Origin of the sequence: Parabacteroides sp. AF17-3, from assembly GCF_003635445.1 — a bacterium.
Classification (GTDB): domain Bacteria; phylum Bacteroidota; class Bacteroidia; order Bacteroidales; family Tannerellaceae; genus Parabacteroides; species Parabacteroides goldsteinii.
The window spans coordinates 623,448-646,946 of record NZ_QTMM01000001.1 but is presented as its reverse complement, the minus strand read 5'-3'; the positions used below and the strand labels follow the sequence as shown (position 1 = coordinate 646,946).

Below are 23,499 nucleotides of genomic sequence, written 5' to 3'. Positions count from 1 at the left end.
AGAAAATACCATGAACAGAAAGATTATAGATGCCCACTCACATCTCTGGCTCCGGCAGGACACGGTAGTCGACGGGATGCCGATACGGACACTGACCAACGGACGTTCGCTCTTCATGGGCGAAATCCGGCAGATGGTTCCTCCGTTTATCACCGACGGCAGGAACACGGCTGAGATATTCCTGTCAAACATGGATTATGCACTGGTCTCGGCTGCCGTCATCACGCAAGAGTTTATCGACGGCCTGCAAAATGATTATCTGCTGGAAGTTGTTAAGCAGTACCCGGACCGCTTCTTCGTATGTGGCATCTGTGAATTTCGCCGTCCCGGCTATTTGGCACAGGCACGTGAATTGGCGGCACGCGGATTCAGGGCAATCAAAATTCCCGCCCAACGCCTGTTGCTCGAAGAAGGGCGCGTCTGGCTGAACTGCAACGAGATGATGGAAATGTTCCATTTTATGGAAACCAATGATATGCTCCTCTCCATCGATTTGGCCGATGGCGACGTCCAGACCGGTGAATTAGAAGAGGTGATACAGGAATGCCCCGGATTACGAATTGCAATCGGACATTTCGGTATGGTTACCCGGCCGAACTGGTTGGCGCAGATTCGCCTGGCCCGTTACCCGAATGTACGTATTGAATCCGGAGGTATTACCTGGTTATTCAACGATGAGTTTTATCCTTTCCACGGGGCCGTCAAAGCGATACGCGAGGCGGCAGACCTGGCCGGCATGGATAAACTGATGTGGGGTTCGGATTATCCCCGAACGATTACGGCTATTACCTATAAAATGTCGTACGACTTTATCCTGAAAACCGATGAACTGACGGAACGGGAGAAAGACCTTTTCCTGGGAGAAAATGCCGCCGCCTTCTACGGCTTCAAACAGTTAATCGAGTTACCTTATATTAAAAACATGTCCGAGTAAACACACCCTAACACGATATAGTATGAAACAAAAGAATTACGCCTTGCCACTGGCACTGATATTCAGCCTTTTCTTCCTGTGGGCAATCAGCAGCAACCTGCTGCCTACCATGATCAGACAATTGATGAAAACCTGCGAACTAAATACGTTCGAAGCCTCTTTCACCGAAACGGCCTACTGGCTGGCTTACTTTATCTTCCCGATACCGATTGCCATGTTCATGAAGCGGTACAGCTACAAGGCCGGTATCATCTTCGGACTGTTGCTGGCCGCTTTCGGAGGATTACTGTTTTTCCCGGCAGCCATGCTGAAAGAATATTGGGCGTACCTGACAATCTTCTTTATCATCGCAACCGGCATGTGTTTCCTTGAAACAGCCGCCAACCCTTATGTTACGGCTCTGGGGAATCCGGAGACGGCACCACGCAGGCTAAACCTGGCCCAGTCGTTCAATGGGTTGGGGGCATTTATCGCCGCCATGTTTCTCAGTAAGTTGGTATTGAGCGGAGAACACTATACCCGGACCACCCTGCCCGCCGATTATCCCGGCGGCTGGGAAGCCTATATACAGTTTGAAACGGATTCGATGAAGCAACCGTATCTTCTATTAGCACTTTTATTAATCATCATCGCGGTTGTATTCATCGTCTCCAAACTGCCCCGGATACAGGATGAGGAACACAGCGGAAAGGACAAAGACGGAAAGCTGATAGATTTCAGCGTTTTGAAACGTTCGCATTTGCGCTGGGGGGTGATTGCACAGTTCTTCTACAACGGGGGACAGACGGCCATCAACAGCCTGTTTCTGGTGTACTGTTGTAGTTATGCCGGTTTATCGGAATCTGTGGCAACGACTTTCTTCGGCCTGTATATGCTGGCTTTCCTTCTGGGACGTTGGATAGGAACGTTGCTGATGGTTAAATTCCGTCCGCAGGATATGCTGCTGGTCTATGCCCTGCTGAATGTCATACTCTGCGGTGTGATTGCATTATGCGGCGGCACGATCGGACTGTATGCCATGCTGGCTGTCTCGTTCTTCATGTCGATCATGTACCCGACACAGTTCTCGCTGGCGCTGAAAGACCTGGGAGACAACACCAAGAGCGGAGCGGCTTTTCTTGTCATGGCGATTGTCGGAAACGCCTGCCTGCCCCAGTTGACAGCCTACGTGATGCATCATTTCGAAGCTATCTATTATACCGCTTATCTCATTCCGCTGGTTTGCTTCCTTTTCTGTGCTTACTACGGATGGAAAGGCTATAAAGTAGTCGATTAATTACTAATATATATAATGTATATGAAAGCAATACAAATTCCCGCTCCCTCAACATTGCAAGTGGTCGATATAGCGAAACCGGAAGCAAAGAGCGGCGAAGTTCTTCTGAAAATCAAGTTTGTCGGATTCTGCGGTTCCGACCTGAACACATTCCTGGGACGTAACCCGATGGTAAAACTCCCTGTCATTCCCGGACATGAAGTCGGAGCCGTAATCGAAGCTATCGGCCCGGACGTCCCCGCCGGATTCGAGCCGGGCATGAGTGTAACTGTCAACCCTTACACCAACTGCGGTACATGTGCCGCCTGCCGCAACGGACAGGTAAATGCCTGCGAACATAATGAGACGTTCGGCGTACAACGCAACGGTGCCATGGGCGAATACCTGTCGCTCCCCTGGCAGAAGGTCATCCCGGCAGCCGGCATTTCTCCCCGCGACTGTGCCCTGATTGAGCCGATGAGCGTCGGTTTCCATGCCGTCTCCCGTGGACAGGTAACCGATATCGACACAGTCCTGGTAATCGGCTGCGGAATGATTGGCTGCGGAGCAATCGTACGTGCCGCCCTGCGGGGAGCCACCGTCATCGCGATGGACCTGGATGACGATAAGCTGGAACTGGCCAAACGCATCGGTGCCCGTTACACTATCAATTCACGCACGGAGAATGTGCATGAACGTTTACTGGAAATGACGGATGGGCTGGGACCGGACGTAGTCTTCGAAGCCGTTGGAAGTCCAGCCACATATGTGACAGCAGTGAATGAGGTCGCATTCACCGGCCGGGTGGTATGCATCGGTTATGCCAAAAGCGAAGTGACTTTCCAGACCAAATACTTCGTGCAGAAAGAACTGGATATACGGGGTTCGCGCAATGCACTGCCGGAAGATTTCAGGGCCGTAGTCCGTTATCTCCAACAGGACAGTTGTCCGCGTGAAGACTTAATTTCCAGAATAGTAACACCTGAAGAGGCGCTGACAGCCATGCAGGAATGGAGTGCCGACCCGGGGAAAGTATTTCGTATTCTTGTAGAGTTCTGAGATATCAAAAAATTCATTATCTTCGCAAGGTTTCTCTAACAATAATCATGAATCGAGATAAGTTACCATGAAAAAGCTAATCAATCTAATTGTATTTATTTTAATCGCCGGCCTGAACGGCTGGGCGCAGGAGGCTACCGAAGTGATTCGGGTAGCTTGTGTAGGAAACAGTATTACTTTCGGAGCTGGTATTGCGAACCGCGACCGTGACAGTTATCCGTCGGTGCTCGGGCAAATGCTCGGACGGGGTTATGAAGTTCGCAACTTCGGGTTCAGTGCCCGCACCATGCTGATGAAAGGCGATCATCCGTACATGAAAGAGCAGATGTTTCAGGATGCCTTAAAGTACAATCCGGACATCGTCGTTATCAAATTGGGCACAAACGATTCCAAATCGTTCAACTGGAAATACAAGGCAGACCTGCCCAAGGATATGCAGACAATGGTCAGCGCCTTCAAGGCGATACCGTCCAAGCCAAAAATCTACCTGTGTTATCCCCCCAAAGCCTACCAGGTACAATACAGTATTAACGACAGTATTATCGAACATGGCGTTATCCCTGTAATCGACCAGGTTGCGAAAAGAAACAAATTACCGATCATCGATTTACACACGGCTCTAAGCGGTATGAAAGAGCATTTTCCTGACAACGTGCATCCCGACCCTGTCGGAGCACATAAGATTGCGGAAACGGTGTACAAGGCAATCACCGGACAGGAATCATCTCACCGGATGCAGGCCTTTCCCGGTTTCAAAAGCGAGTGGAACGGATGCGACCGCTACGACTTTCAGTTTAAAGGACGTGACGCAATCGTCGTCGTGCCGAAACAGGCAGCCAAAGGGAATCCGTGGATTTGGCGTCCCGCCTTCTTCAACGCTTTCCCCAGCGTAGATAAGGCCCTGCTGGAAAAAGGATTCCATGTTGCCTATTATGATGTGACACACTGTTATGGCAACCCACGTGCCGTTGTATGGGGTACGGACTTCTATAACTACATGAAAGACTACTACGGACTTTCACCGAAAGTAACCCTGGAAGGATTCAGCCGTGGCGGACTGTATGCGTTGAACTGGGCCGCTAAGAATACAGACAAAATAGCCTGTATCTATATCGACGCTCCCGTCTGCAACGTATTCAGCTGGCCGGGAAGAAAAAATGCAGCATTATGGAACGACCTGTTGAAGGAATGGAACCTGACGGATGAAGACATGAATTCGTTCAAAGGCAACCCGATTGACAACCTGGAACCATTGGCTAAAGCAGGTATCCCTATCATCAGCGTTTGCGGAGATAGCGACAAAACTGTTCCTTTTAAAGACAATATGGACGTAGTCCGTTCCCGTTACCTGGCATTGGGAGGACCGGTTGAAGTGATTATCAAACCGGGTGTGGACCACCATCCGCACAGCCTCGAAAACCCGGAACCGGTCGTGGACTTTATACTCCGCCATCAGCCGGAATATGAAAAGTACCTGCATTACAATGTGCGCGGCAGCCTGCAAAACTCATTCGTCAAGTTTGAGAAAGAACGCAAAGGCCGCGTCGCCTTCCTGGGCGGTTCCATCACGGAGATGAACGGTTGGAAGAACAGGATTGAAAAGCAGCTGCAACAACGTTTCCCCTACACCACATTCGAGTTCGTGGAAGCCGGCATCGGTTCTACCGGTACGACACCGGGGGCTTTCCGCCTGCAAAATGACGTGCTGTCGAAAGGAAAGATAGATTTGCTATTCGTTGAAGCAGCCGTAAATGACCATACCAACTATTTTACCCCACTGGAACAGGTGCGCGGCATGGAAGGCGAAATACGTCATGCGTTACTGAGCAATCCTGAAATGGACATTATCATGTTGCATTTCATCTACGACCCGTTTATCCCGATGGTAGCGAAAAAGCAACAGCCGGACGTAGTCCTGAACCATGAACGGGTAGCCAACCATTACCTCATCCCGTCAGTCAACCTCGTGCAGGAAATAGGCGAACGGATGCAGGACGGCGAGTTCACCTGGGAACAGTTCGGCGGAACCCATCCGCTCCCGTTCGGACATACATTCTACGCCGCAGCCATCAACCACCTGTTCGATAGCATGTGGAAAGGAATTACTCCCGACAGCCCGGTGGTTGCCCATGAGATTCCGGAAGAACCGCTCGACGAATACAGTTATTACAAAGGTGATTTCATCGACCTGAAAGAAGCGAAGCTGAATAAAGGCTGGAAATACGTTCCTTCCTGGCGGGCGGACAACAAATACGAAAAACGGAGAGGATTCGCAGACGTACCGATGCTCGAAGCAACCCGTCCCGGAGACAAACTGACACTCGATTTCACAGGAAAGGCAATCGGCATCTTCTGTACGCCCGGCCCGACAGCAGGCATCCTTGAATACAGCATCGACGGTGCCCCATTCAAAAAGTTGGATACTTTCACTCAATGGAGCAAATATCTTTATATCCCTTGGGTATATATGTTTGAAACAGAATTAGACGACACAACCCATAAACTAGTACTTCGCATCTCGAAAGACAAGAATCCCGATTCCATCGGTACGGAATGCCAGATATGTAACTTCGTCGTAAACAGATAAAAGTAAGATGAAAGAATTAAATAAACAAAACGTTCCGGTCATCACCCGGCCGGAGCGTATCATACAGTTTGGCGAGGGGAACTTCCTCCGGGCATTTGTAGACTGGATTATCCGGAATATGAATGCAAAAGCAGATTTCAACAGCAATGTCGTAGTCGTCCAGCCTATTGAAAAAGGGATGGTCGATATGTTGAACAAGCAGGACAACCTGTATCATGTCAACCTCCAGGGACTGGATAAAGGCAAAACCGTCAACAGTCTTGAACTGATCGACGTGATCAGCCGTTCACTGAATCCCTATACGGATTTCGAGGCATTCATCCGGCTGGCGGAACAACCGGAAATGCGTTTTGTCATCTCCAATACGACCGAAGCCGGAATCACTTTCGACCCAGCCTGCCGGTTGGAGGATGCTCCGGCAGCTTCCTATCCCGGCAAACTGACCCAGTTATTATACCACCGCTTTAAAACATTCAACGGAGATAAAAGCAAAGGTCTGATTATCTTTCCCTGCGAACTCATCTTCCTGAACGGACACAAACTGAAAAAAACAATTTACCAGTATATCGACCTGTGGCAACTGGGTGAAGAGTTCAGGAATTGGTTTGAAGAAGCCTGCGGCGTTTATGCCACTTTAGTCGACCGCATCGTCCCCGGCTTCCCCCGCAAAGACATCGACGCGATCAAAGAGAAACTGCAATACAACGATAACCTGGTGGTGCAGGCTGAGATATTCCATCTATGGGTTATCGAAGCGCCACAGGAGATTGCCAACGAATTTCCTGCCGACAAAGCGGGACTAAATGTCCTGTTTGTTCCATCCGAAGCACCGTATCATGAACGGAAAGTGACGTTGCTGAACGGCCCGCACACTGTCCTGTCGCCGGTTGCCTTCCTGTCGGGAATCGACATCGTGCGGGATGCCTGTCAGGATGAAGTCATTGGAAAATACATCCGTAAGGTAATGTTCGAGGAACTGATGGAAACATTGAACCTACCTAAAGCGGAACTGGAAAAGTTCGCCAATGATGTATTGGAACGTTTCAACAACCCGTTTGTCGACCATCAGGTTACTTCTATCATGTTGAACTCTTTCCCCAAATTCCAGACACGCGACCTGCCGGGATTGAAAGAATACCTGAAACGGAAAGGAAAACTTCCGGAAGGGCTCGTCCTGGGACTGGCAGCAATTTTAACCTACTACAAAGGTGGCAACCGGACAGACGGAACTGCAATCGTTCCGAATGACGACCCGAAAAACATCTCCCTGATGAATACCCTCTGGGCGACAGGCTCCACGCAGGAAGTTGCCGGTAAAATCCTGGCAGCAGAAGATATTTGGGGAGAAAACCTGAACGAAATACCCGGCCTGGCCGATAAAATAGTCTACTACCTGGATGCCATTCAGGAAAATGGAATGCGCGAAGTCGTAAAAGAGATTCTCTGATGAAAAAATACATCCAAATAAACCCTGCCGACAATGTGGTCGTAGCCGTCGATACACTATCGGCAGGAGATAATATAACTGTCGGAACCACCACCGTCACTGTCCGCGAAGAAATTCCGGCCGGTCACAAAGTGGCGCTGCAAGACTTTAAAACAGGCGAGTCCATCATCAAGTACGGTTTCCCTATCGGACATGCCCGGAAGGAGATACCCACAGGCTCCCTGGTAAACGAGAAAAATATCAAAACGAACCTGGAAGGTTTGCAGGACTATACCTGGCAACCGCAGGACACGACTTTGGACATTCCCGACAAAGGTCTGACCTTTAACGGCTACCGTCGCAGGAACGGCGATGTGGGAATCCGTAACGAGATATGGATTATCCCTACGGTAGGTTGTGTAAATGGCATCGTAAACCAACTGGCAGAAACGCTCCGGCAGGAAACTTCGGGAAAAGAGGTCGATGCCATCGTTGCCTTCCCCCATAATTACGGTTGTTCACAATTAGACAACGACCACGAAAATACCCGTAAGATATTACGTGACATGGTGAAGCATCCGAATGCCGGCGCCGTGTTAATCGTCGGACTAGGCTGCGAAAACAATCAGCCGGATGCTTTCCGCGAATTTCTCGGAGAATACGATACCGAACGCATCCGTTTCATGGTTTGCCAGCAAGTAAAGGATGAACACGAAGAAGGAATGAACATCCTGCGGGAATTATACACAATCGCCTCGACCGATAAACGGACAGCCATTCCCATGAACGAACTGCGCGTCGGACTGAAATGCGGTGGCTCGGACGGTTTCTCCGGCATCACAGCCAATCCGTTGCTGGGTGTCTTCTCAGACTTTCTGGTTGCACAGGGAGGAACAACCGTCCTGACGGAAGTCCCCGAAATGTTCGGTGCGGAAACATTGTTGATGAACCGCTGCGCGACAGAAGAGTTGTTCAACAAAACCGTCCGTCTGATTAACGATTTCAAAGCCTATTTTCTGGAAAACAAGCAGCCGGTCTACGAGAACCCCTCACCGGGAAATAAAGCCGGAGGAATCTCCACACTGGAAGAAAAGTCATTGGGATGCACACAAAAGTCTGGTAAATCCGGAGTAAAAGATGTCCTCATGTACGGAGACCGGCTAACCACCCGCGGACTAAACTTGTTAAGCGCCCCGGGTAATGACCTGGTAGCCAGCACAGCACTGGCGGCTTCCGGTTGCCACATGGTACTCTTCACCACCGGACGCGGGACGCCTTTCGGCACGTTTATCCCCACTGTCAAGATGTCGACAAACACCGCTCTATCGGAAAACAAACCCGGCTGGATTGATTTTAATGCCGGAACGTTGGTGGAAGGTGAATCGATGGAAACCCTCAGCGAGCAGTTTATCCGATTCATATTGGAGGTCGCCGGAGGCCGTTTCGTAAACAACGAAAAGAAAGGATACCGGGAAATTGCCATCTTCAAATCCGGAGTCACTCTCTAAGTGGCTAGCAGATAAAAATTTTTCAGACAGCCTTTCCCATTTCGTATGCCTGCTTTAACGCGGGATGACTTTCGGTTTCGCCCGGTCCACCAACCCCACCGGCGAATACCGTTCCTGCAAGACGAGCCTTTTCGAAACAGTCGATCCATCCAGTGAGCCCTGCAACAGCACGTTTCGGTACATACTCCTCATTTTCCGCTGCGCTGGTCAGCATGTAAATATCACGGAAACGATAGTCGGAAGGATAAAGCGGATTGGCACGGTCAAGCAATGTTTTGAGCTGTCCGCACATTTCATAGTAATAAATGGGTGTTGCGAATGCGATTACATCGGCATCGTGCATTTTTTCCACGATGGCTGGAGCATCATCTTTGATGACACATTTTTGTGTTTTCTGACAGTTGAGACAGCCTTTACAGAAATGTATCTCCTTATCTTTTAGGGTTATTTTCTCAACTTCATTTCCCGCTTCGGCAGCCCCGCGGATAAATTCGTCCGCCAAGGCTTCCGAGTTACTCCGCAAACGGAGACTTGATGATATGACTAATACTTTTTTCATATTTTTCAAAAGTTCAATATTCTTCTTATTATTTGATGTTGTTTTTTGTAGATTTAATGAATCGTAAAGCCACCGTCTACCAGTAAAGCATGACCATGCACAAAACTGGAGGCCGGACTGCAGAGCCACAACACTGCATCTGCTATCTCTTCCGGCTTACCTAAACGTCCGGCCGGTATATCACGGACCAGTTCTTTTTCTAATTGCGGGTTTCTACGTATTAATTCTTCTGCCATCGGAGTAAGTATTACCCCCGGACAAACGGCATTGATCCGGATTCCTTTTGCTGCGTAGTCCATAGCTGCCGTACGTGTCATGCCAATAACACCATGTTTACAGGAAATATAGGCAGCCTGTCCGGCGAAAGCTGTTACTCCTCCTTGCGAAGAGGTATTGACAATAGCTCCACCTCCTTGTTTTAGCATCTGCCCGATTTCGAATTTCATACAGTTCCATACCCCTTTGAGGTCGACTGCAACAGTACGGTCAAACTCATCGTCCGTAATTTCCGCCATCGGGCGTTGCGGTGTTTGAATGCCTGCATTGTTAAGTGCTGCATCCAGGCGTCCGTATGTCGAGACTATCCAATCGATCATTTCCTTCACTGCCTGCACATCCGATACGTCACATTGATAAGCTACAGCATCATATCCGGCATCAATAAGTTTTCGAGCCTGCTCTTCCGGCTTTTGAATATCCGCCATTATAACGGTTGCCCCTTCACGGGCAAATGCTTCTGCACAAGCAAGTCCAATCCCCATTCCGGAGCCTGTAACCATGACAATTCTTTTTTCCATTGTTTTTCTGTTTTTATCTATGTTCAAAGATTTCTTTAATTTTACAGAGGCAAAGGTAAAGGCTTATGTTGCTTTGTTTTGTAGATAAATTACAGATGTTCTAACCTTGATTACAGATTTGTGGAGTAGATTACACTTCATCAATGCTTGAACAAGCAAAGGCAAAAGCCTCCGGAACGGGACTGGAGATTAATTTCATTGAAGCAGATATGCGAACATTAAAGAAACAGATATACATTTAGCATCGGATGAATAATCGGAGAAAGTCAAAAATAGACTTCCAATTAAAAAAACAGTCTCAGGCAGAGGGTATCAAATTAACAGGCAGGGCATTCATTACGCTCTGTTTTGCTTTGTACCGTTATGGACTGAATATTTTTTTCCATCAACTCTGTTATAAAAACACCTTTTCCCCGACTATATAATAAAGTTCAAACAAATGAAGTCAAACCAGAAAGAATTTCTAAAGATATTGTCTGCTTACCAAGGTATTATCCATAAGGTAAATCAGGTATATTTTAAGTCGAAAATAGACAAAGAGGATAATTTCCAGGAAGTCGTCTATCAGCTTTGGCGTTCTTTCCCATCGTTACAAAACAAAGAGAAACCAGCTTCATGGATTTATGCAGTAGCTATAAACACTTCTATTTCAAAGGTCAGACAAGACAGCCGGATTGAGTTCTGCGATGCTTCTGATTCTGCGCTCAATATAGAGGCGGCCACCCCCAATGAGCAACAAGAACAGAACGAGAACTACCAAAGGCTTATAAACGCTCTGTATAAACTGAATGAAATAGATAAATCGATCATGTTGCTTTACATGGAAGATTATAGTTATGAGGAAATTGCTGAAATAGTCGGAATGAGCAGTTCCAACATCGGAATGAAAATTCACAGGCTAAAGAACCGATTACAAAAACAATTAAAAAAGTAAGCCCTATGGAAACAAATGACATTAAAGATATTTGGAAAACAGAAACTGTAAAAGAGATGAAACCGTATTCCGAGGAAGAACTAAACGAAATAGTGGTTAAATCTGTAAGAAAATCAATCAAAACAGTATATCCCGGGACTATTTTTCGACTCGTTGTCATTGCTGTGATTGTGTATCTCATCGCAACATTATTTTTAAGGGAGCAGAGTATGGAAGGAATGCTCTTAGATGTCAGCGCTTTAGTTATATTATCTGTTTCTTATCTGCTTTGGGAACGCTCTGCTTACAAAATGCGGAAATATACCAATAGCAAGCCTGTAAAAGAATGGCTGGAATATCGAATAAAGGAATTTGAGAAAAATATAAAATTCAAAACCAAATATGATTTGGCCATATATGCATGTTCTTTTCTGTTTTCAATAGGTTTCTATGTCTTTTATCAAATAGCGGCAAATATTCCCCCGGGCATTTTGACTGTTATCATTATTCCGCTCGGACTTATCATTTACCTTTTGATAGCAAGACGTTCTATAAATCGAAATTATCAAAAAGCTCTTCATGAACTAAAAGAGCTCTATAAACAATTTGAAGAGTCAAACAAATAAAATATACGTATGAAACGAGTTATTATCAGCCTATTCGTATTTTTGCTAAGCAGTAATGCTTTTGCTTTTATTCCGGAAATCAAAACAATCCCGTTAAATGACGGAGAAGTAATTGAAGCCCGCCTGTGTTTACCGGATAATAAAGTGAAAACAATTGTCTTTTGTATTGCCGGAACGGGGCCGACTACCTATTTGACAAAGAGAACGACATTCAATTATTTTGATGAACTTGCGAACGGCTTTTGTGAAGAAGGAACGGCATTTTTTACCTATAACCGCCGGGGATGCAAAACAGGCGAAACTCCTCCTTTATTTGTAGAAGTGGATTCCGCAAAATATGCAAAATATACTCCTGTTCAGGAAGCTGAAGATGTGGAGACAATGATTTCATTCCTTCAAAAAGACCAACGCTTTACAGAATGCAAGATTCTACTTTATGGAATAAGTGAGGGTACTATTATTGCCGCGCTCGTTGCAGAACGAAAGGTCGTGCATATAGACGCTTTATTACTACACGGATATGCCCATGAAAATATGTATGATATCATCTTATGGCAAAATAAAGGACATGGAGTAATGATAATGGCAAACTCCGTTTTCGACAAAGACGGAGATAAAGCGATCAGTAAAGAAGAATATGAAACAGAGGAGGAAACAGTTATCCGGCATAAAACCTACATGTTTCAGAATATGCCATTTGATTCACTGGATATAGTAAAAAACGGCGTCATCGATATACATGACATTGAAAAAATGCGCATGCCGTTCCATGGAGAATTAATAAAAAGAATAACCAACAATGATTGGCTGTGGATTAGAAGTAATTACTTTAATATAACTCCCCAATGGTTTAAAAGCCATTTTAAACTTGAACCGAACAAAACAAGATTGTTACGACTACATATACCTATACATATTTTTCATGGTAAGGAAGATGCAAACGTGCCGGTAGAAGGTGTTTATGACTTACAGGAACGATTCGAAGTCTGTAATAAAACAAACCTGAACATACATCTTTTAGAAAACCACAATCATGATCTGAACTTTCAGGATTGGTTGATTCATAAAAAATGGTCTGAAGGATTTAGACTACTATTTAGTGTGGCAAAAGAATTATCTCTTTAAGGCCCCTCTTTAACCGGTCCAGACCGTCTATCAGCACCTGACGGGGGCAGGCTATATTCAGACGGATAAAACCTTCACCCGCCTCACCATACATGCTTCCTTCATTTACCCAAAGCTTTTCGTCTTCCAGAAGTATTTCCACTATCTCTTTCGAGCGCCGTTTCAGTATCGAGCAATCCACCCATACCAGGTATGTGCCTTCCAGTATCACTACAGGGAATTCCGGGAGGTACTCATTGAAGTAGGCTTTCAGATAATTGTAATTTATCGCCAGATAATGTTTCAATTCTTCCAGCCATTCCTCTCCGTCGTTGTAAGCGGCCATCAGTGCTTCCACTCCGAACGGATTCACATCACAAACTTCGTTGATATTGATGGCTTTGTCTATTTTCATACGCATATATTCATCCGCCGAGATAATATTGGCAATCTGTAGTCCTGCCAGGTTAAATGCTTTGCTTGGAGACGTGCATGTGACGGAATGCATCAGGAATTCTTCCGAGATAGAAGCGAAAGGAGTATAGGTATGTCCCGGATAAACCAGCTCACAATGAATCTCATCCGCTATAACAATCACATCGTTGCGGAGACAAATCTCACCGATACGTGTCAGTTCCTGCCGGGTCCAGACTCTCCCTGCCGGATTATGGGGGTTGCAAAGAAGTAACAGCTTTACTTTCGGATCAGAAGCTTTTTGCTCCAATCCGGCGAAATCGATACGGTAAGTTTCGTTTATATAAAGAAGGGGATTTTCCACTATTTCGCAACCATTATTGCGGATGGAAGAGAAAAAACAATTATAAACCGGGGGTTGTACCAGAATGCAGTCTCCCGGAACGGTGAGTGCCTTGATAACGGCTGACAATGCCGGTACGACGCCCGAAGTATAAATAATCCAGTCTTTTTCAATCTGCCAGCCGTGCCGCCGGGCAAACCAATCCGTTATTGCCTCATAATAAGCCGGAGGCACTTTTGTGTAACCGAAGATACCGTGTTCCACCCGTTTGCGCAGAGCCTCCACCACAGCGGGAGCCGTACGGAAATCCATATCGGCAACCCACATCGGTAGAACATCATCGTCGTGTGCCGTATCCCATTTGTAGGAATTGGTAGCACGCCGGGGAGTTATTTTATCGAAAACATATTTCATGCGCTGAAGCAAGTTCTGTTGTCCCATAATTTCAGTTCGCAGTCGGCAGGAGCTTTGATATTTCTATCAATGATGATCTCACCGTAACTCTCTGCCAGAATAATACCGGCACGCGGATTCTTCACGCTATGAACAGGACTGTTGATAGTGGCATCCACACTGCTATATTCAAAACACAGGTCGGCATCATCACCCATTATGCAATCCTCCATAATGAGATTATGGGCGTAACAGAGCGGTTGCGTACCAGAAATCTTACAGTTCACCAGCCGAAGATTGCGTGAATGCCAGCCTAGATACTCTCCATTCAGTTCTGAATCGTATACCGTTACATTTTCCGTATTCCAGAAAGCATCTTTCGAGTTGATAACGGCGTTGCGGATTTCCACATTTTTGCAGTACTGGAAAGAATAATTCCCATTCTGGCTATAGTTCTCGATACGGATATCCTCACTGTGCATGAATAGATAATCGGCCTTGTCTATCTGTACATTTTTCAGTGCCACGTTGCGGCAATGCCACAGAGTTTCCAGGGCATTGGGAAGTTGTACATTTTCCAACCTGATTCCGTCCATTTCACGGAACATCTTCGGGGCCTCTACTACCGTATCCGTCATTTGGAGATTTTGGGAATACCACAGGGCCGCCCGTGCTCCCTCCGTAAAAAGGCAATTCTTTACAATAAAGCCATTAGTATGCCAGAAAGGATATTTACCTTCAAACCGGCAGTTTACGGCAATGATATTACTGCATTCTTTCAGTGCGGACTCGCCTGTATGAATGGTTACATTTTCCAGTTGCAAGTCGTGTGTAGCGAATAGAGGACGTTCGCCTCCGAATTCTTTGTTTTTAATTATTTCCATGATATAATATTTAATTGTTTCGTTATTCATTTTATAATTCCAGTCCCATTCAATAGGCATTGTCAAGATGTTTTAGGAGGATTATCTAACTATATTGTTTCTACGTTGCAAAATTACGGGAAGAAAAAGACTTCCTTTGTAGATAAATTACAGACATCACTACCTCAATTACTGATTATCTCTTTATTCACGGAATGATATTCGCCTTTCACCCAATCCAAATCTTCCACAGTTACTTTTCACTGTCTTCTGAATTATTTTTCCGTTTCACATAAATAATCGTTCGACATATGTTCTTTATTCATTCGACAGTTATCGAATGATTATGCGACAGATGTTAAATGCATAAAGAATAATTGTCGAATGAAAAGTTATTTTAAACCAATAATAACCATACGATTAAAAAGAATATATATATATGTTTGCGACATTATTAGAGACACCTAATTTTGTTTTTTTGTAGGCTCTCATGTTCTTTTTGGTGTTCTTAACTAAAACAAACGCTTGAAAATCTGTAATTTAGCCAAAAGAAGGTTGTGTCCCTACGGTATCTCCTCCCTTTTACGTATCTTTGTTTAGGAAAAGGAGGTTATACGGAACGTAAAATCATACATATAGATATGGATGCATTCTATGCATCGGTCGAACAGCGGGATAATCCGGAGCTGCGGGGAAAAGCGCTGGCGGTCGGTTATTCGGAAGAGCGCGGCGTGGTTGCCGCGGCCAGTTATGAGGCACGTAAATACGGTGTCCGTTCCGCCATGTCGTCACAAAAAGCCAAGCGCTTATGTCCTCACCTGATTTTTGTACCGGGCAGAATGAGCGTATATAAAGAAGTTTCTTCACAAATCCACGAGATTTTCCATGAGTATACGGATATCATCGAACCGCTTTCGCTGGATGAAGCCTTCCTCGATGTGACGGAAAATAAAAAGCAAATCCCCCTGGCTGTCGACATTGCCAAAGAAATCAAACAACGGATAAGACAAGAACTGCATCTGGTCGCCTCCGCCGGTATTTCATACAATAAATTCCTGGCTAAAATCGCCTCCGATTACCGTAAGCCGGACGGCCTTTGCACCATCCATCCGGCTCAGGCACTCGACTTTATCGCCCGGCTACCTATTGAGTCATTCTGGGGTGTGGGTCCGGTCACTGCCAAAAAAATGCACACATTAGGCATTCATAACGGTGCCGAATTACGGGACTGTTCGCTGGAAATGCTGAGCCGCCAGTTCGGTAAAGCAGGCAGTCTGTATTACGAATGTGCCCGGGGAATAGACCTTCGCCCGGTAGAAGCCGTCCGTATCCGTAAATCCGTCGGGTGTGAGCATACATTGGAAAAGGATATTTCCCGTACCTCTTCCGTCATCATCGAGCTTTATCATGCTGCTACCGAATTAATCGGCCGCCTGCAACGGACAGGCTTCAAAGGGAACACACTGACATTAAAGATTAAATTCCATGATTTCACCCTGAAAACGAAAAGTATCACGCAACCCCATGAACTCATCACCCTGAATGATATTCTTCCCCTGGCTAAACAACTGCTCAGGGAAGTGGATTACGCAACCAACCCCATCCGGCTAATCGGCCTTTCCGTTTCAAATCCATTGGAAGAGCGTGAGGAAACAGAAAGAAAAGAACGGTGGGAACAGTTAAGTTTGGAGTTCAGCGATTGGAAAGTTTCATATTAAAGCTATATTTGCACAGAAATCTAAAAGGGATACTATTATATGCACAAGCGGTTCCTCTCCATATCCGGGCAAACCGATGACGAGTTACTTATTCTTTTGCAAAAAGGAAATGAGAGGGCTTTTACTGCTATTTACGAACGCTACCACAAGCTGCTCTATGTGTTGGCATACAAATATTTAAAAGATAATGACACCGCAAAAGACGCTGTCCAGCAGATATTTCTGAAACTCTGGGAATCGCGTTCCCTGTTCAGCATCCATATCAACCTGAGAAACTACCTGTACACCATGTTGAAAAACCATCTCCTGAACGAGATACGCAACAACTACACCGCTCTGGAGAAGAATTACGAACTGGCACAGGAAACAATCGAATATGAAAACGAAATATTATCGAAACTGGAAGAGAAGGAAATGACCGAGCAACTGTACCGGGCCATCGACGGCCTGCCGGAACAAAAGAAAGCAGTCTGCCTGTACAAACTGAAAGACAGTTTATCCAACCAGGAAATCGCAGAAAAAATGCAGATATCCATACCGACTGTCAAAACCCATTACTCGCAGGCTATCAAGCTGCTCCGTGAACATTTCGATAAGTTACTAATCCTATTGCTCTCCTCTCTTTTCTCCTGAAAAGAAAAAAAGAGTAGCAAACACTCATACCATCCGCCCAGTTATGTGTCAATTAAGAAAACAGGAATAAAATGAAAACACCAGATAAACATATCATCGACAGGGCCCTCAACAACACGGCCACCCCGGAGGAAGCCCGCCAGGTAATCCGCTGGTTCTCCACCCCTGAGGGTACAAAATATCTATCCTCCTTAATGGATGAGGACGCAGAAAAGATACAGCCGGGCAACGAAGAACTGTATGCTGAACGCAGCATCCCTTCCGATGAAATGTATCAGTATATCATGAAGAGAATCCAGCTCCGGAAAAGGAAACGGATGCTTTTCCGGGCAGCCGCCATTCTCATTCCATTGCTATTATTCCTCGGTCAATTCTGGTATATAGATAAACGTATCGACCTATTTGCCGATTCCGGCTACGAAGAGATATATGTTCCCAAAGGTGAACGTATGCAACTGATTTTCCAGGATGGTTCCAGGGCCATGCTCAATGCCGAGACACGCATCAAATACCCTCGAAAGTTCGGTTTCAACGAGCGTAAAGTCGAATTGGAGGGAGAAGCCTTCTTCGAAGTATCTCCCAACAAAGACCGCCCGTTTATCGTTGACCTGAAAGAAGTCAATGTGAAAGTACTGGGTACGACATTCGACGTAAAAGCATACGCAACCGATCCGGATATCTTCGTTTCGCTGGAAACCGGAAAAGTAGCCTTAGCCAATAATGCCCGCCCACTTGCTCATTTACAACCGGGGGAGAAAGCCACCTACAACCGTAAAACCGGTGTCTGCAAAATATCCCGGCCTGAAGATATCGGGCATAACTCTGCCTGGGAAAAAAATCAGATCGTATTCAATAATACGCCTTTATCCGAAGTCATCACGACCTTGTCCCGCTGGTACAACGTAGAGTTCGAAATGCAGGACTCCTCGCTGCTCTATTATAACTATACACTAACGTCCACAGATCAGAAGCTGGAACAGATACTGAAAGATCTTGAAAAAATAACACCTATACAATTCTCTGAAGAAGAGGGAATTATAAAGATAAGAAGAAAAAAATAAATAATTTTACATTCTCCACTCATACTTTTTTGTCCCTTGTGTGTCTACTATATAAAGACGAACAGGGACTAGTCGCCCTGTAAAGGATCGAGAAACTATCATATTGTTTAACCTATAAATAAAGACAAGCATGAACGACACAACATAACAGACTCAAAAAAATAACCGGAAATGTCCCCACATCCCCGGTTATTCGACGTACCGAAATTCAAATTAATTTCTAATACATAAATTCATTTCAAAAATATGAAAAAAAATAATCTGTGCCTTATCCCCAGGCACCTTTTAATATTAATTGAGAAAATCCCGAATGCAATGAAACTGACATTCTTATTTCTTGTCATCTCTTTGTTAACTTTTACAGCGGAGGCTTCCGCCCAAAGGGTATCCATCTCCCTCAATAACGTAAAAGTAGAAAAGATACTGTCTACTATTACCAAGCAGACAGGACTAAGCGTAGCATACAGCAAACAGATCGTCAACCTGGACAGAAGAATGAGTATTCAGGTGGAAGATGCCGATGTAGCCCAGGTATTGGAAAAACTCGTTGCCGATACCAATTTGAGTTATGAAATTAAAAACAATAAAATATACTTGTTTGAAAAGTCCCCCACTACAATACCCATTGTTGCACAACAAAAAAAGCACATAACCGGAATCGTTGTTGATCAAAACGGAGATCCGATAATCGGCGCAAATGTGGTAGAGAAAGGAACAACAAATGGGACAGTGACTAATCTCGATGGAGAATTCTCCCTTAATACCATATCAGATGCTACCTTATTAATAACTTATATCGGATATACAGAAAAAAATATTCCGATAAAAGGAGAAAACAACCTGAAAATCATCCTGAAAGAAGATGTAGAAGCATTGGAAGAGGTTGTTGTTGTAGGTTACGGTTCGGTAAAAAAAGGAAATCTGACGACAGCTGTCAGTTCTGTCAAATCCGAAGTGTTGGAAAACAGACCTCTACAAACAGTCACAGATGCCTTACAAGGCACAGTTGCCGGACTGAATATCGTGCAGTCAAGCAAGCCGGGCACCGCATCTTCCATTCAATTACGCGGTGCAACCTCACTCAATGATGCCGGCTCTCCTCTGTTATTAGTAGACGGGGTTCCTGGCGAGTTCAATTATCTAAACGTAGACGACATTGAAAGTGTAACAGTATTGAAAGATGCCGCATCTGCCGCTATTTATGGTTCACGTGCTGCACACGGTGTTATTCTGGTAACGACCAAACGTGGTAAAAGTGCAAAGCCGACTTTCAAATACAATGGATATATCGGAGTTAACACGCCTACTAATATGCCAAAAACCGTCAGCTCTGCAGAATATGCACGGGTAAGAAACGAATCCCAAAGAAATTTAGGTAAGGCAGACATTTTCACCGAAGATGATATCCGTAAGTTTGCAAGCGGAGAAGACCTAAACCGCTATCCGAATACCGACTGGATCGACTTAATGTTCAAAAACAGCATTACAACACGCCATTCGATTGCTGCAACAGGAGGTAACGAAGGGGTCAAATATTATTTAAGCGGAGGTTTTGATCATCAGACAGGAGTTATACCCGAAGTAAACCAGAATGTATTCAATGTCCGTTCAAACGTGGATGTGGCCATCAGCAAACGTTTCAATCTCTCATTTGATATGCGCTATATCCTGCGTGAAAAAGATGAAACCATGGGAACTTCGGACGGAACAGGTATTGATGGCATCATCATCGATACTTATAAAATGAATCCTACATACCTTGCTTATTATACCGACGGAAGCTATGCTTACAACTCCAACGGCATTGTAAACCCGTTGGCTTATTTATACGAAGCAGGAAACTGGCAGGATGATACTCACGACGCATCCGGTATTTTCAAATTAAGTTACGAATTTATAGACGGTTTGAAATTAACCGGATTGGCTAACGTAAACTACATTTTCAACAAAAGCTCCAAAATGAAACGCCAGTTCCAGATAACCGACTATAATTCGAAAGATAATGTGACTCTGGAGCAAAATTCATTAGACGAAAGTCGCAACTATTCAGCTTATTATAACCTTCAGGCATTATTGACTTACCAAAAACAGTTTGGTAAACATTCATTGGATGTCCTGGCCGGTTATCAACAGGAAAGCGAGAAGTCCGACTGGATCAGCGCTTACAGAGATGGTTACCCGACCGACCTCGTTCATGTCCTGACCGGAGGTTCGATGGACAACTGGAGCAACGACGGAAATGCAGACCATTGGGCTATTGCCTCTTTTTTAGGACGTATTAACTACGATTATGCAGGGAAGTATCTCCTGACATTCAATATTCGTTCTGATGCCTCCTCCCGATTTGCCAAAGGACACAGATGGGCTACATTCCCATCAGTTGCAGCCGCTTGGCGTATTACCGGTGAAGATTTTATGAGTAATGCAACTTTTATGGACGACTGGAAAATACGTGCTACATGGGGTAAAACCGGTTCTTCTTCCGGATTAGGCCTGTATCCGAGCTACACCACTATCGGCATCGGAAACACAGTCTTGAATAATACATGGATTCAAACCGGTTATTTACAAAACTTAGGAAATACAGAACTGAGATGGGAAACCACAACAATGCTGGATTTCGGAACAGACCTCCAATTATTAAAAAATAGGCTTGGGGTTACATTCGACTACTATATAAAGAACACCAATAACATTTTGATCGGACTGCCTGTCCCTATGGAATACGGTTTTAGCAATCCGAATGTAAATATCGGAAAAGTACAAAACCGCGGATGGGAACTGGAAGTAAACTGGAATGATAAAATAGGAAATGTAAGTTATGGCATCCAGGCCAATCTATCCAACAATAAAAATGAAGTAAAAGATTTAGGAGGAACAGGTCCTTGGAAAGATGGTTACACAGATGTCGGATTACCAATGAATTCTATTTACGGTTATGAGGCTTTAGGCTTTTTCCAATCGGAAGAAGAAATTGCCGAATCACCATTTCAGAATATCAAAAATAAGCCGGGAGATATAAAATATAAAGACCAGAACGGAGACAACAAGATCGACGGCGATGACAGAGTAATCTTAGGAGACCGTGCTCCTCATTACCTATACGGTTTACGTTTAAGTGCAGCTTGGAAAGGTTTCGATATCAGTGCTTTTTTCCAAGGGATCGGAAAAAAAGACTATATCATGGGAGGTCCGGGAGTACAACCATTAAGCGATGCCGGAAAAGGACCAGTATTTGAACATCAGCTGGATTATTGGACAGAAGATAACCGCAACGCCTCATACCCTAGGGTATTGGATAACGTTCAAGGATCTTTCAATTATGCTACTTCCGACTTTTGGAAAATCAATGCCGGATATCTGCGTATGAAAAACCTGCAATTAGGATATAATTTTTCAAACAGTCTGATTAAAAATACGAGATTCTCAAATCTGCGTATATTCTTCTCGGCCTCTAACTTATTTACAATAGACAACTTTGTTGCAGGATATGATCCGGAATCAGGAAATGCTTACAGTTATCCTTTATCCAGAACATACTCTTTTGGTTTGAATGTTCAATTTTAATGAAAGGAAAGTATAATGAAAAAGATAAATTTATTGATATGTTTGTTCGTTACAGTTCTGCTAAACAGTTGCGATAGCTTTTTAACAACACCTCCACTCGACCAGATTCCAGAATCCGAATGGTGGAAAAATGCAGAGCAATCACGCCTGATGGTAAATGAATGTTACGTCAAAATCTACAATAGTGGAATGGACCATATAGTCGCTTTCCGTGACGGATTTACCGATAATGCCATGTGGAGAGATAACTATCCCATGGCCGACGGCTCCTGGACGGCATACACCGGTAAAGTAAAAGAAGAATGGAGATACACTGAAATAGCCAATTTAAATTACGTTCTGGATGGTTTGGAGAAATCGAAAGAATATTTGACGGAAGAGGAATATGCTCATTTAACTGCCGAAGTTCGTTTTATTCGGGCATTCATATATTATGACATGCTGTTTTATTTCGGGGACATTCCTCTGATAAAAAAAGTACTGAGCATCGAAGAATCGAGAGAAACAAGCCGGCAACCAAGAAAAGAAGTCCTAAACTTTATCCTATCGGAATTAAACGATGTATTGACCGACATAAAAAAAGAACCGTCTGAAGAAAGCGGACGTGTTAACGAAGATGTTGTCAATGCTTATCTGGCCCGTATCTATTTACATGAAAAGCAATATGATAAAGTTTTAGAACATACCGCCGCAGTAATGAATACCGGTAAATACGAACTCTATCGTGCCTATGATAATGACCCGGCAAAAAATAGTTATGAAGAATTATTCCGTCCGGCAGCCGATGGCAATAATAAGGAAGTCATTTTCGAAAAACAATATTCATATCCGCTAAAGACAACAACGCTCAACCGCGACTTGTCACCTCAATCCAGCGTTTACAGAGGTTGGCTGCGTCTGTTACCTGTACAAAATCTGGTAGACGAATATGAATGTATAGGAGGACATCCTTACGATCAATGCCAGGATTTGAACTGCCAATATTGCAAATTACGTCAGGAAATCTCTGACAACGGAGGATATGGAGAATATGAATATCGGGACCCACGCCTCAAATCAACAATTATAACTCCCGGTTGGGAATGGAAAGTAAACGGAATCGTAAAATCTGTCTATGGCATAGAAGATCCCAACAGCCGTGATTATTTGGCCAAAGAACCTCACAGTACCGGTTTTTTAGTAACTAAATGGGTTGATCTTGAAGGTGAAGAAGTCGATGCTACACGAAGTCACAAAAACATGACTATCATCCGCTACGCAGATATCCTGTTAATGCGAGCAGAAGCGCTCATCGAAAAAGATGAAAACCTAGACGAAGCAGTCAAATTGATTAATGAAATTCGCGACAGGGGTGGTATGCCTGGCATCGAAATGGCTTCTCAAAATGTCTTAAGAGAAAAATTACGCCATGAACGGCGTGTCGAATTTGCATTCGAAGGCTTACGTTATTATGACATTGTCCGTTGGAGAATTTGTGATAAAGTCAAAAACGGAAATGTTTACGGATTTGCTAAAATGACCGATTCTGGTAAACGTGAAAACATCTTTCTGGAAAAAAGGGTATGGAAAGATCACATGTATCTGTGGCCTATTCCACAAGCTGCAATTGATTTAAATGAGAACCTCGAACAAAATCCCGAATGGTAAACATTCGTACACGTAAAATTTAAATTAGCGAGGCTGTTCATAAAAGATCTATTTATCTGAAAGGACAGCCTCTATTATTTCAAAATCGTCTT

18 protein-coding genes and 1 pseudogene are annotated in these 23,499 nt (G+C 44.6%); 15 read left to right on the top strand and 4 right to left on the bottom strand.

Going from position 1 to position 23,499, the window contains the following annotated elements:
- The first annotated feature begins 10 nt into the window (after positions 1 to 10).
- The 6 genes from DWW91_RS02210 to DWW91_RS02185 all read left to right on the top strand — a co-directional run bounded on the left by DWW91_RS02210 (position 11) and on the right by DWW91_RS02185 (position 8,769).
- Positions 11 to 934 carry an amidohydrolase gene (locus DWW91_RS02210; protein WP_122326806.1) on the top strand — a complete coding sequence of 308 codons (924 nt, stop codon included), beginning with the start codon at positions 11 to 13 and terminating at the stop codon, positions 932 to 934.
- Positions 935 to 956: 22 nt separating this feature from the next.
- Complete coding sequence (gene fucP, locus DWW91_RS02205) at positions 957 to 2,210, top strand: L-fucose:H+ symporter permease (protein WP_122326805.1); 1,254 nt, start codon at positions 957 to 959, stop codon at positions 2,208 to 2,210.
- Positions 2,211 to 2,231: 21 nt separating this feature from the next.
- A complete protein-coding gene (locus DWW91_RS02200; protein WP_122326852.1) occupies positions 2,232 to 3,248 on the top strand; it encodes a zinc-binding alcohol dehydrogenase family protein in 1,017 nt (338 codons plus the stop codon).
- Positions 3,249 to 3,315: 67 nt separating this feature from the next.
- Complete coding sequence (locus tag DWW91_RS02195) at positions 3,316 to 5,835, top strand: GDSL-type esterase/lipase family protein (RefSeq protein WP_122326804.1); 2,520 nt, start codon at positions 3,316 to 3,318, stop codon at positions 5,833 to 5,835.
- Positions 5,836 to 5,842: 7 nt separating this feature from the next.
- Positions 5,843 to 7,282, top strand: a complete 1,440-nt coding sequence (locus DWW91_RS02190) for a tagaturonate reductase (RefSeq protein WP_122326803.1) — start codon at positions 5,843 to 5,845, stop codon at positions 7,280 to 7,282.
- Positions 7,282 to 8,769, top strand: a complete 1,488-nt coding sequence (locus DWW91_RS02185; RefSeq protein WP_122326802.1) for a UxaA family hydrolase — start codon at positions 7,282 to 7,284, stop codon at positions 8,767 to 8,769. The genes DWW91_RS02190 and DWW91_RS02185 overlap by 1 nt, the downstream gene beginning before the upstream one ends.
- Before the next feature lie 22 nt (positions 8,770 to 8,791).
- Here DWW91_RS02185 and DWW91_RS02180 read toward each other — a convergent pair whose 3' ends face one another.
- Together DWW91_RS02180 and DWW91_RS02175 are read right to left on the bottom strand one after the other, a co-directional pair.
- Entirely contained in the window at positions 8,792 to 9,328 is a 537-nt protein-coding gene (locus tag DWW91_RS02180) for a flavodoxin family protein (protein WP_122326801.1), read from the bottom strand.
- A gap of 53 nt (positions 9,329 to 9,381) precedes the next feature.
- A complete protein-coding gene (locus DWW91_RS02175) occupies positions 9,382 to 10,125 on the bottom strand; it encodes an SDR family NAD(P)-dependent oxidoreductase (protein WP_009860765.1) in 744 nt (247 codons plus the stop codon).
- 116 nt (positions 10,126 to 10,241) lie between these two features.
- On the opposite strand from DWW91_RS02175, the pseudogene DWW91_RS27970 reads away from it, so the two are divergent.
- The 4 genes and pseudogenes from DWW91_RS27970 to DWW91_RS02155 form a co-directional block, all read left to right on the top strand.
- Positions 10,242 to 10,355, top strand: a pseudogene (locus DWW91_RS27970) (class I SAM-dependent methyltransferase); the annotation flags it as partial.
- Between the two features lie 209 nt (positions 10,356 to 10,564).
- Positions 10,565 to 11,059 (top strand): RNA polymerase sigma factor, encoded by a 495-nt coding sequence (locus DWW91_RS02165; protein ID WP_122326800.1) that lies wholly within the window; start codon positions 10,565 to 10,567, stop codon positions 11,057 to 11,059.
- A gap of 5 nt (positions 11,060 to 11,064) precedes the next feature.
- Entirely contained in the window at positions 11,065 to 11,664 is a 600-nt protein-coding gene (locus DWW91_RS02160) for a hypothetical protein (protein ID WP_122326799.1), read from the top strand.
- A 9-nt stretch (positions 11,665 to 11,673) separates the two neighbouring features.
- A complete protein-coding gene (locus DWW91_RS02155; RefSeq protein ID WP_046145684.1) occupies positions 11,674 to 12,789 on the top strand; it encodes a hypothetical protein in 1,116 nt (371 codons plus the stop codon).
- On the opposite strand, the gene DWW91_RS02150 is transcribed toward DWW91_RS02155, so the two are convergent.
- Together DWW91_RS02150 and DWW91_RS02145 are read right to left on the bottom strand one after the other, a co-directional pair.
- Complete coding sequence (locus tag DWW91_RS02150) at positions 12,761 to 13,939, bottom strand: MalY/PatB family protein (protein ID WP_122326798.1); 1,179 nt, start codon at positions 13,937 to 13,939, stop codon at positions 12,761 to 12,763. The two genes, DWW91_RS02155 and DWW91_RS02150, sit on opposite strands and share 29 nt — an antisense overlap.
- The gene (locus DWW91_RS02145; RefSeq protein WP_046146447.1) at positions 13,936 to 14,802 is read right to left on the bottom strand and encodes a DUF3737 family protein; all 867 of its coding nucleotides are present in this window, start codon (positions 14,800 to 14,802) and stop codon (positions 13,936 to 13,938) included. The genes DWW91_RS02150 and DWW91_RS02145 overlap by 4 nt, the downstream gene beginning before the upstream one ends.
- 605 nt (positions 14,803 to 15,407) lie before the next feature.
- Between DWW91_RS02145 and dinB the strand changes: the two genes are divergently transcribed.
- The 5 genes from dinB to DWW91_RS02120 all read left to right on the top strand — a co-directional run bounded on the left by dinB (position 15,408) and on the right by DWW91_RS02120 (position 23,407).
- Positions 15,408 to 16,499 carry a DNA polymerase IV gene (dinB, locus tag DWW91_RS02140; protein WP_255420013.1) on the top strand — a complete coding sequence of 364 codons (1,092 nt, stop codon included), beginning with the start codon at positions 15,408 to 15,410 and terminating at the stop codon, positions 16,497 to 16,499.
- A 39-nt stretch (positions 16,500 to 16,538) separates the two neighbouring features.
- Positions 16,539 to 17,132, top strand: coding sequence for an RNA polymerase sigma factor (locus DWW91_RS02135; RefSeq protein ID WP_009860761.1), 594 nt, complete (start codon positions 16,539 to 16,541; stop codon positions 17,130 to 17,132).
- A gap of 71 nt (positions 17,133 to 17,203) precedes the next feature.
- Positions 17,204 to 18,193: a FecR family protein gene (locus DWW91_RS02130; RefSeq protein WP_122326797.1), complete on the top strand. Its 990-nt coding sequence runs from the start codon at positions 17,204 to 17,206 to the stop codon at positions 18,191 to 18,193.
- A gap of 315 nt (positions 18,194 to 18,508) precedes the next feature.
- On the top strand, positions 18,509 to 21,760 hold the full coding sequence (locus DWW91_RS02125; protein ID WP_233584384.1) for a TonB-dependent receptor: 3,252 nt from the start codon (positions 18,509 to 18,511) through the stop codon (positions 21,758 to 21,760).
- Between the two features lie 15 nt (positions 21,761 to 21,775).
- Complete coding sequence (locus tag DWW91_RS02120; RefSeq protein WP_048315011.1) at positions 21,776 to 23,407, top strand: RagB/SusD family nutrient uptake outer membrane protein; 1,632 nt, start codon at positions 21,776 to 21,778, stop codon at positions 23,405 to 23,407.
- Positions 23,408 to 23,499: the final 92 nt, after the last annotated feature.

Coding starts and splice junctions, on each gene's coding strand:
- DWW91_RS02135 (WP_009860761.1), top strand. CDS start 16,539: ATGCACAAGCGGTTCCTCTCCATATCCGGGCAAACCGATGACGAGTTA.
- DWW91_RS02145 (WP_046146447.1), bottom strand. CDS start 14,802: ATGGAAATAATTAAAAACAAAGAATTCGGAGGCGAACGTCCTCTATTC.
- DWW91_RS02155 (WP_046145684.1), top strand. CDS start 11,674: ATGAAACGAGTTATTATCAGCCTATTCGTATTTTTGCTAAGCAGTAAT.
- DWW91_RS02210 (WP_122326806.1), top strand. CDS start 11: ATGAACAGAAAGATTATAGATGCCCACTCACATCTCTGGCTCCGGCAG.
- DWW91_RS02150 (WP_122326798.1), bottom strand. CDS start 13,939: ATGAAATATGTTTTCGATAAAATAACTCCCCGGCGTGCTACCAATTCC.
- DWW91_RS02125 (WP_233584384.1), top strand. CDS start 18,509: ATGAAACTGACATTCTTATTTCTTGTCATCTCTTTGTTAACTTTTACA.
- DWW91_RS02185 (WP_122326802.1), top strand. CDS start 7,282: ATGAAAAAATACATCCAAATAAACCCTGCCGACAATGTGGTCGTAGCC.
- DWW91_RS02130 (WP_122326797.1), top strand. CDS start 17,204: ATGAAAACACCAGATAAACATATCATCGACAGGGCCCTCAACAACACG.
- DWW91_RS02120 (WP_048315011.1), top strand. CDS start 21,776: ATGAAAAAGATAAATTTATTGATATGTTTGTTCGTTACAGTTCTGCTA.
- DWW91_RS02175 (WP_009860765.1), bottom strand. CDS start 10,125: ATGGAAAAAAGAATTGTCATGGTTACAGGCTCCGGAATGGGGATTGGA.
- DWW91_RS02195 (WP_122326804.1), top strand. CDS start 3,316: ATGAAAAAGCTAATCAATCTAATTGTATTTATTTTAATCGCCGGCCTG.
- DWW91_RS02160 (WP_122326799.1), top strand. CDS start 11,065: ATGGAAACAAATGACATTAAAGATATTTGGAAAACAGAAACTGTAAAA.
- fucP (WP_122326805.1), top strand. CDS start 957: ATGAAACAAAAGAATTACGCCTTGCCACTGGCACTGATATTCAGCCTT.
- DWW91_RS02200 (WP_122326852.1), top strand. CDS start 2,232: ATGAAAGCAATACAAATTCCCGCTCCCTCAACATTGCAAGTGGTCGAT.
- DWW91_RS02165 (WP_122326800.1), top strand. CDS start 10,565: ATGAAGTCAAACCAGAAAGAATTTCTAAAGATATTGTCTGCTTACCAA.
- DWW91_RS02180 (WP_122326801.1), bottom strand. CDS start 9,328: ATGAAAAAAGTATTAGTCATATCATCAAGTCTCCGTTTGCGGAGTAAC.
- DWW91_RS02190 (WP_122326803.1), top strand. CDS start 5,843: ATGAAAGAATTAAATAAACAAAACGTTCCGGTCATCACCCGGCCGGAG.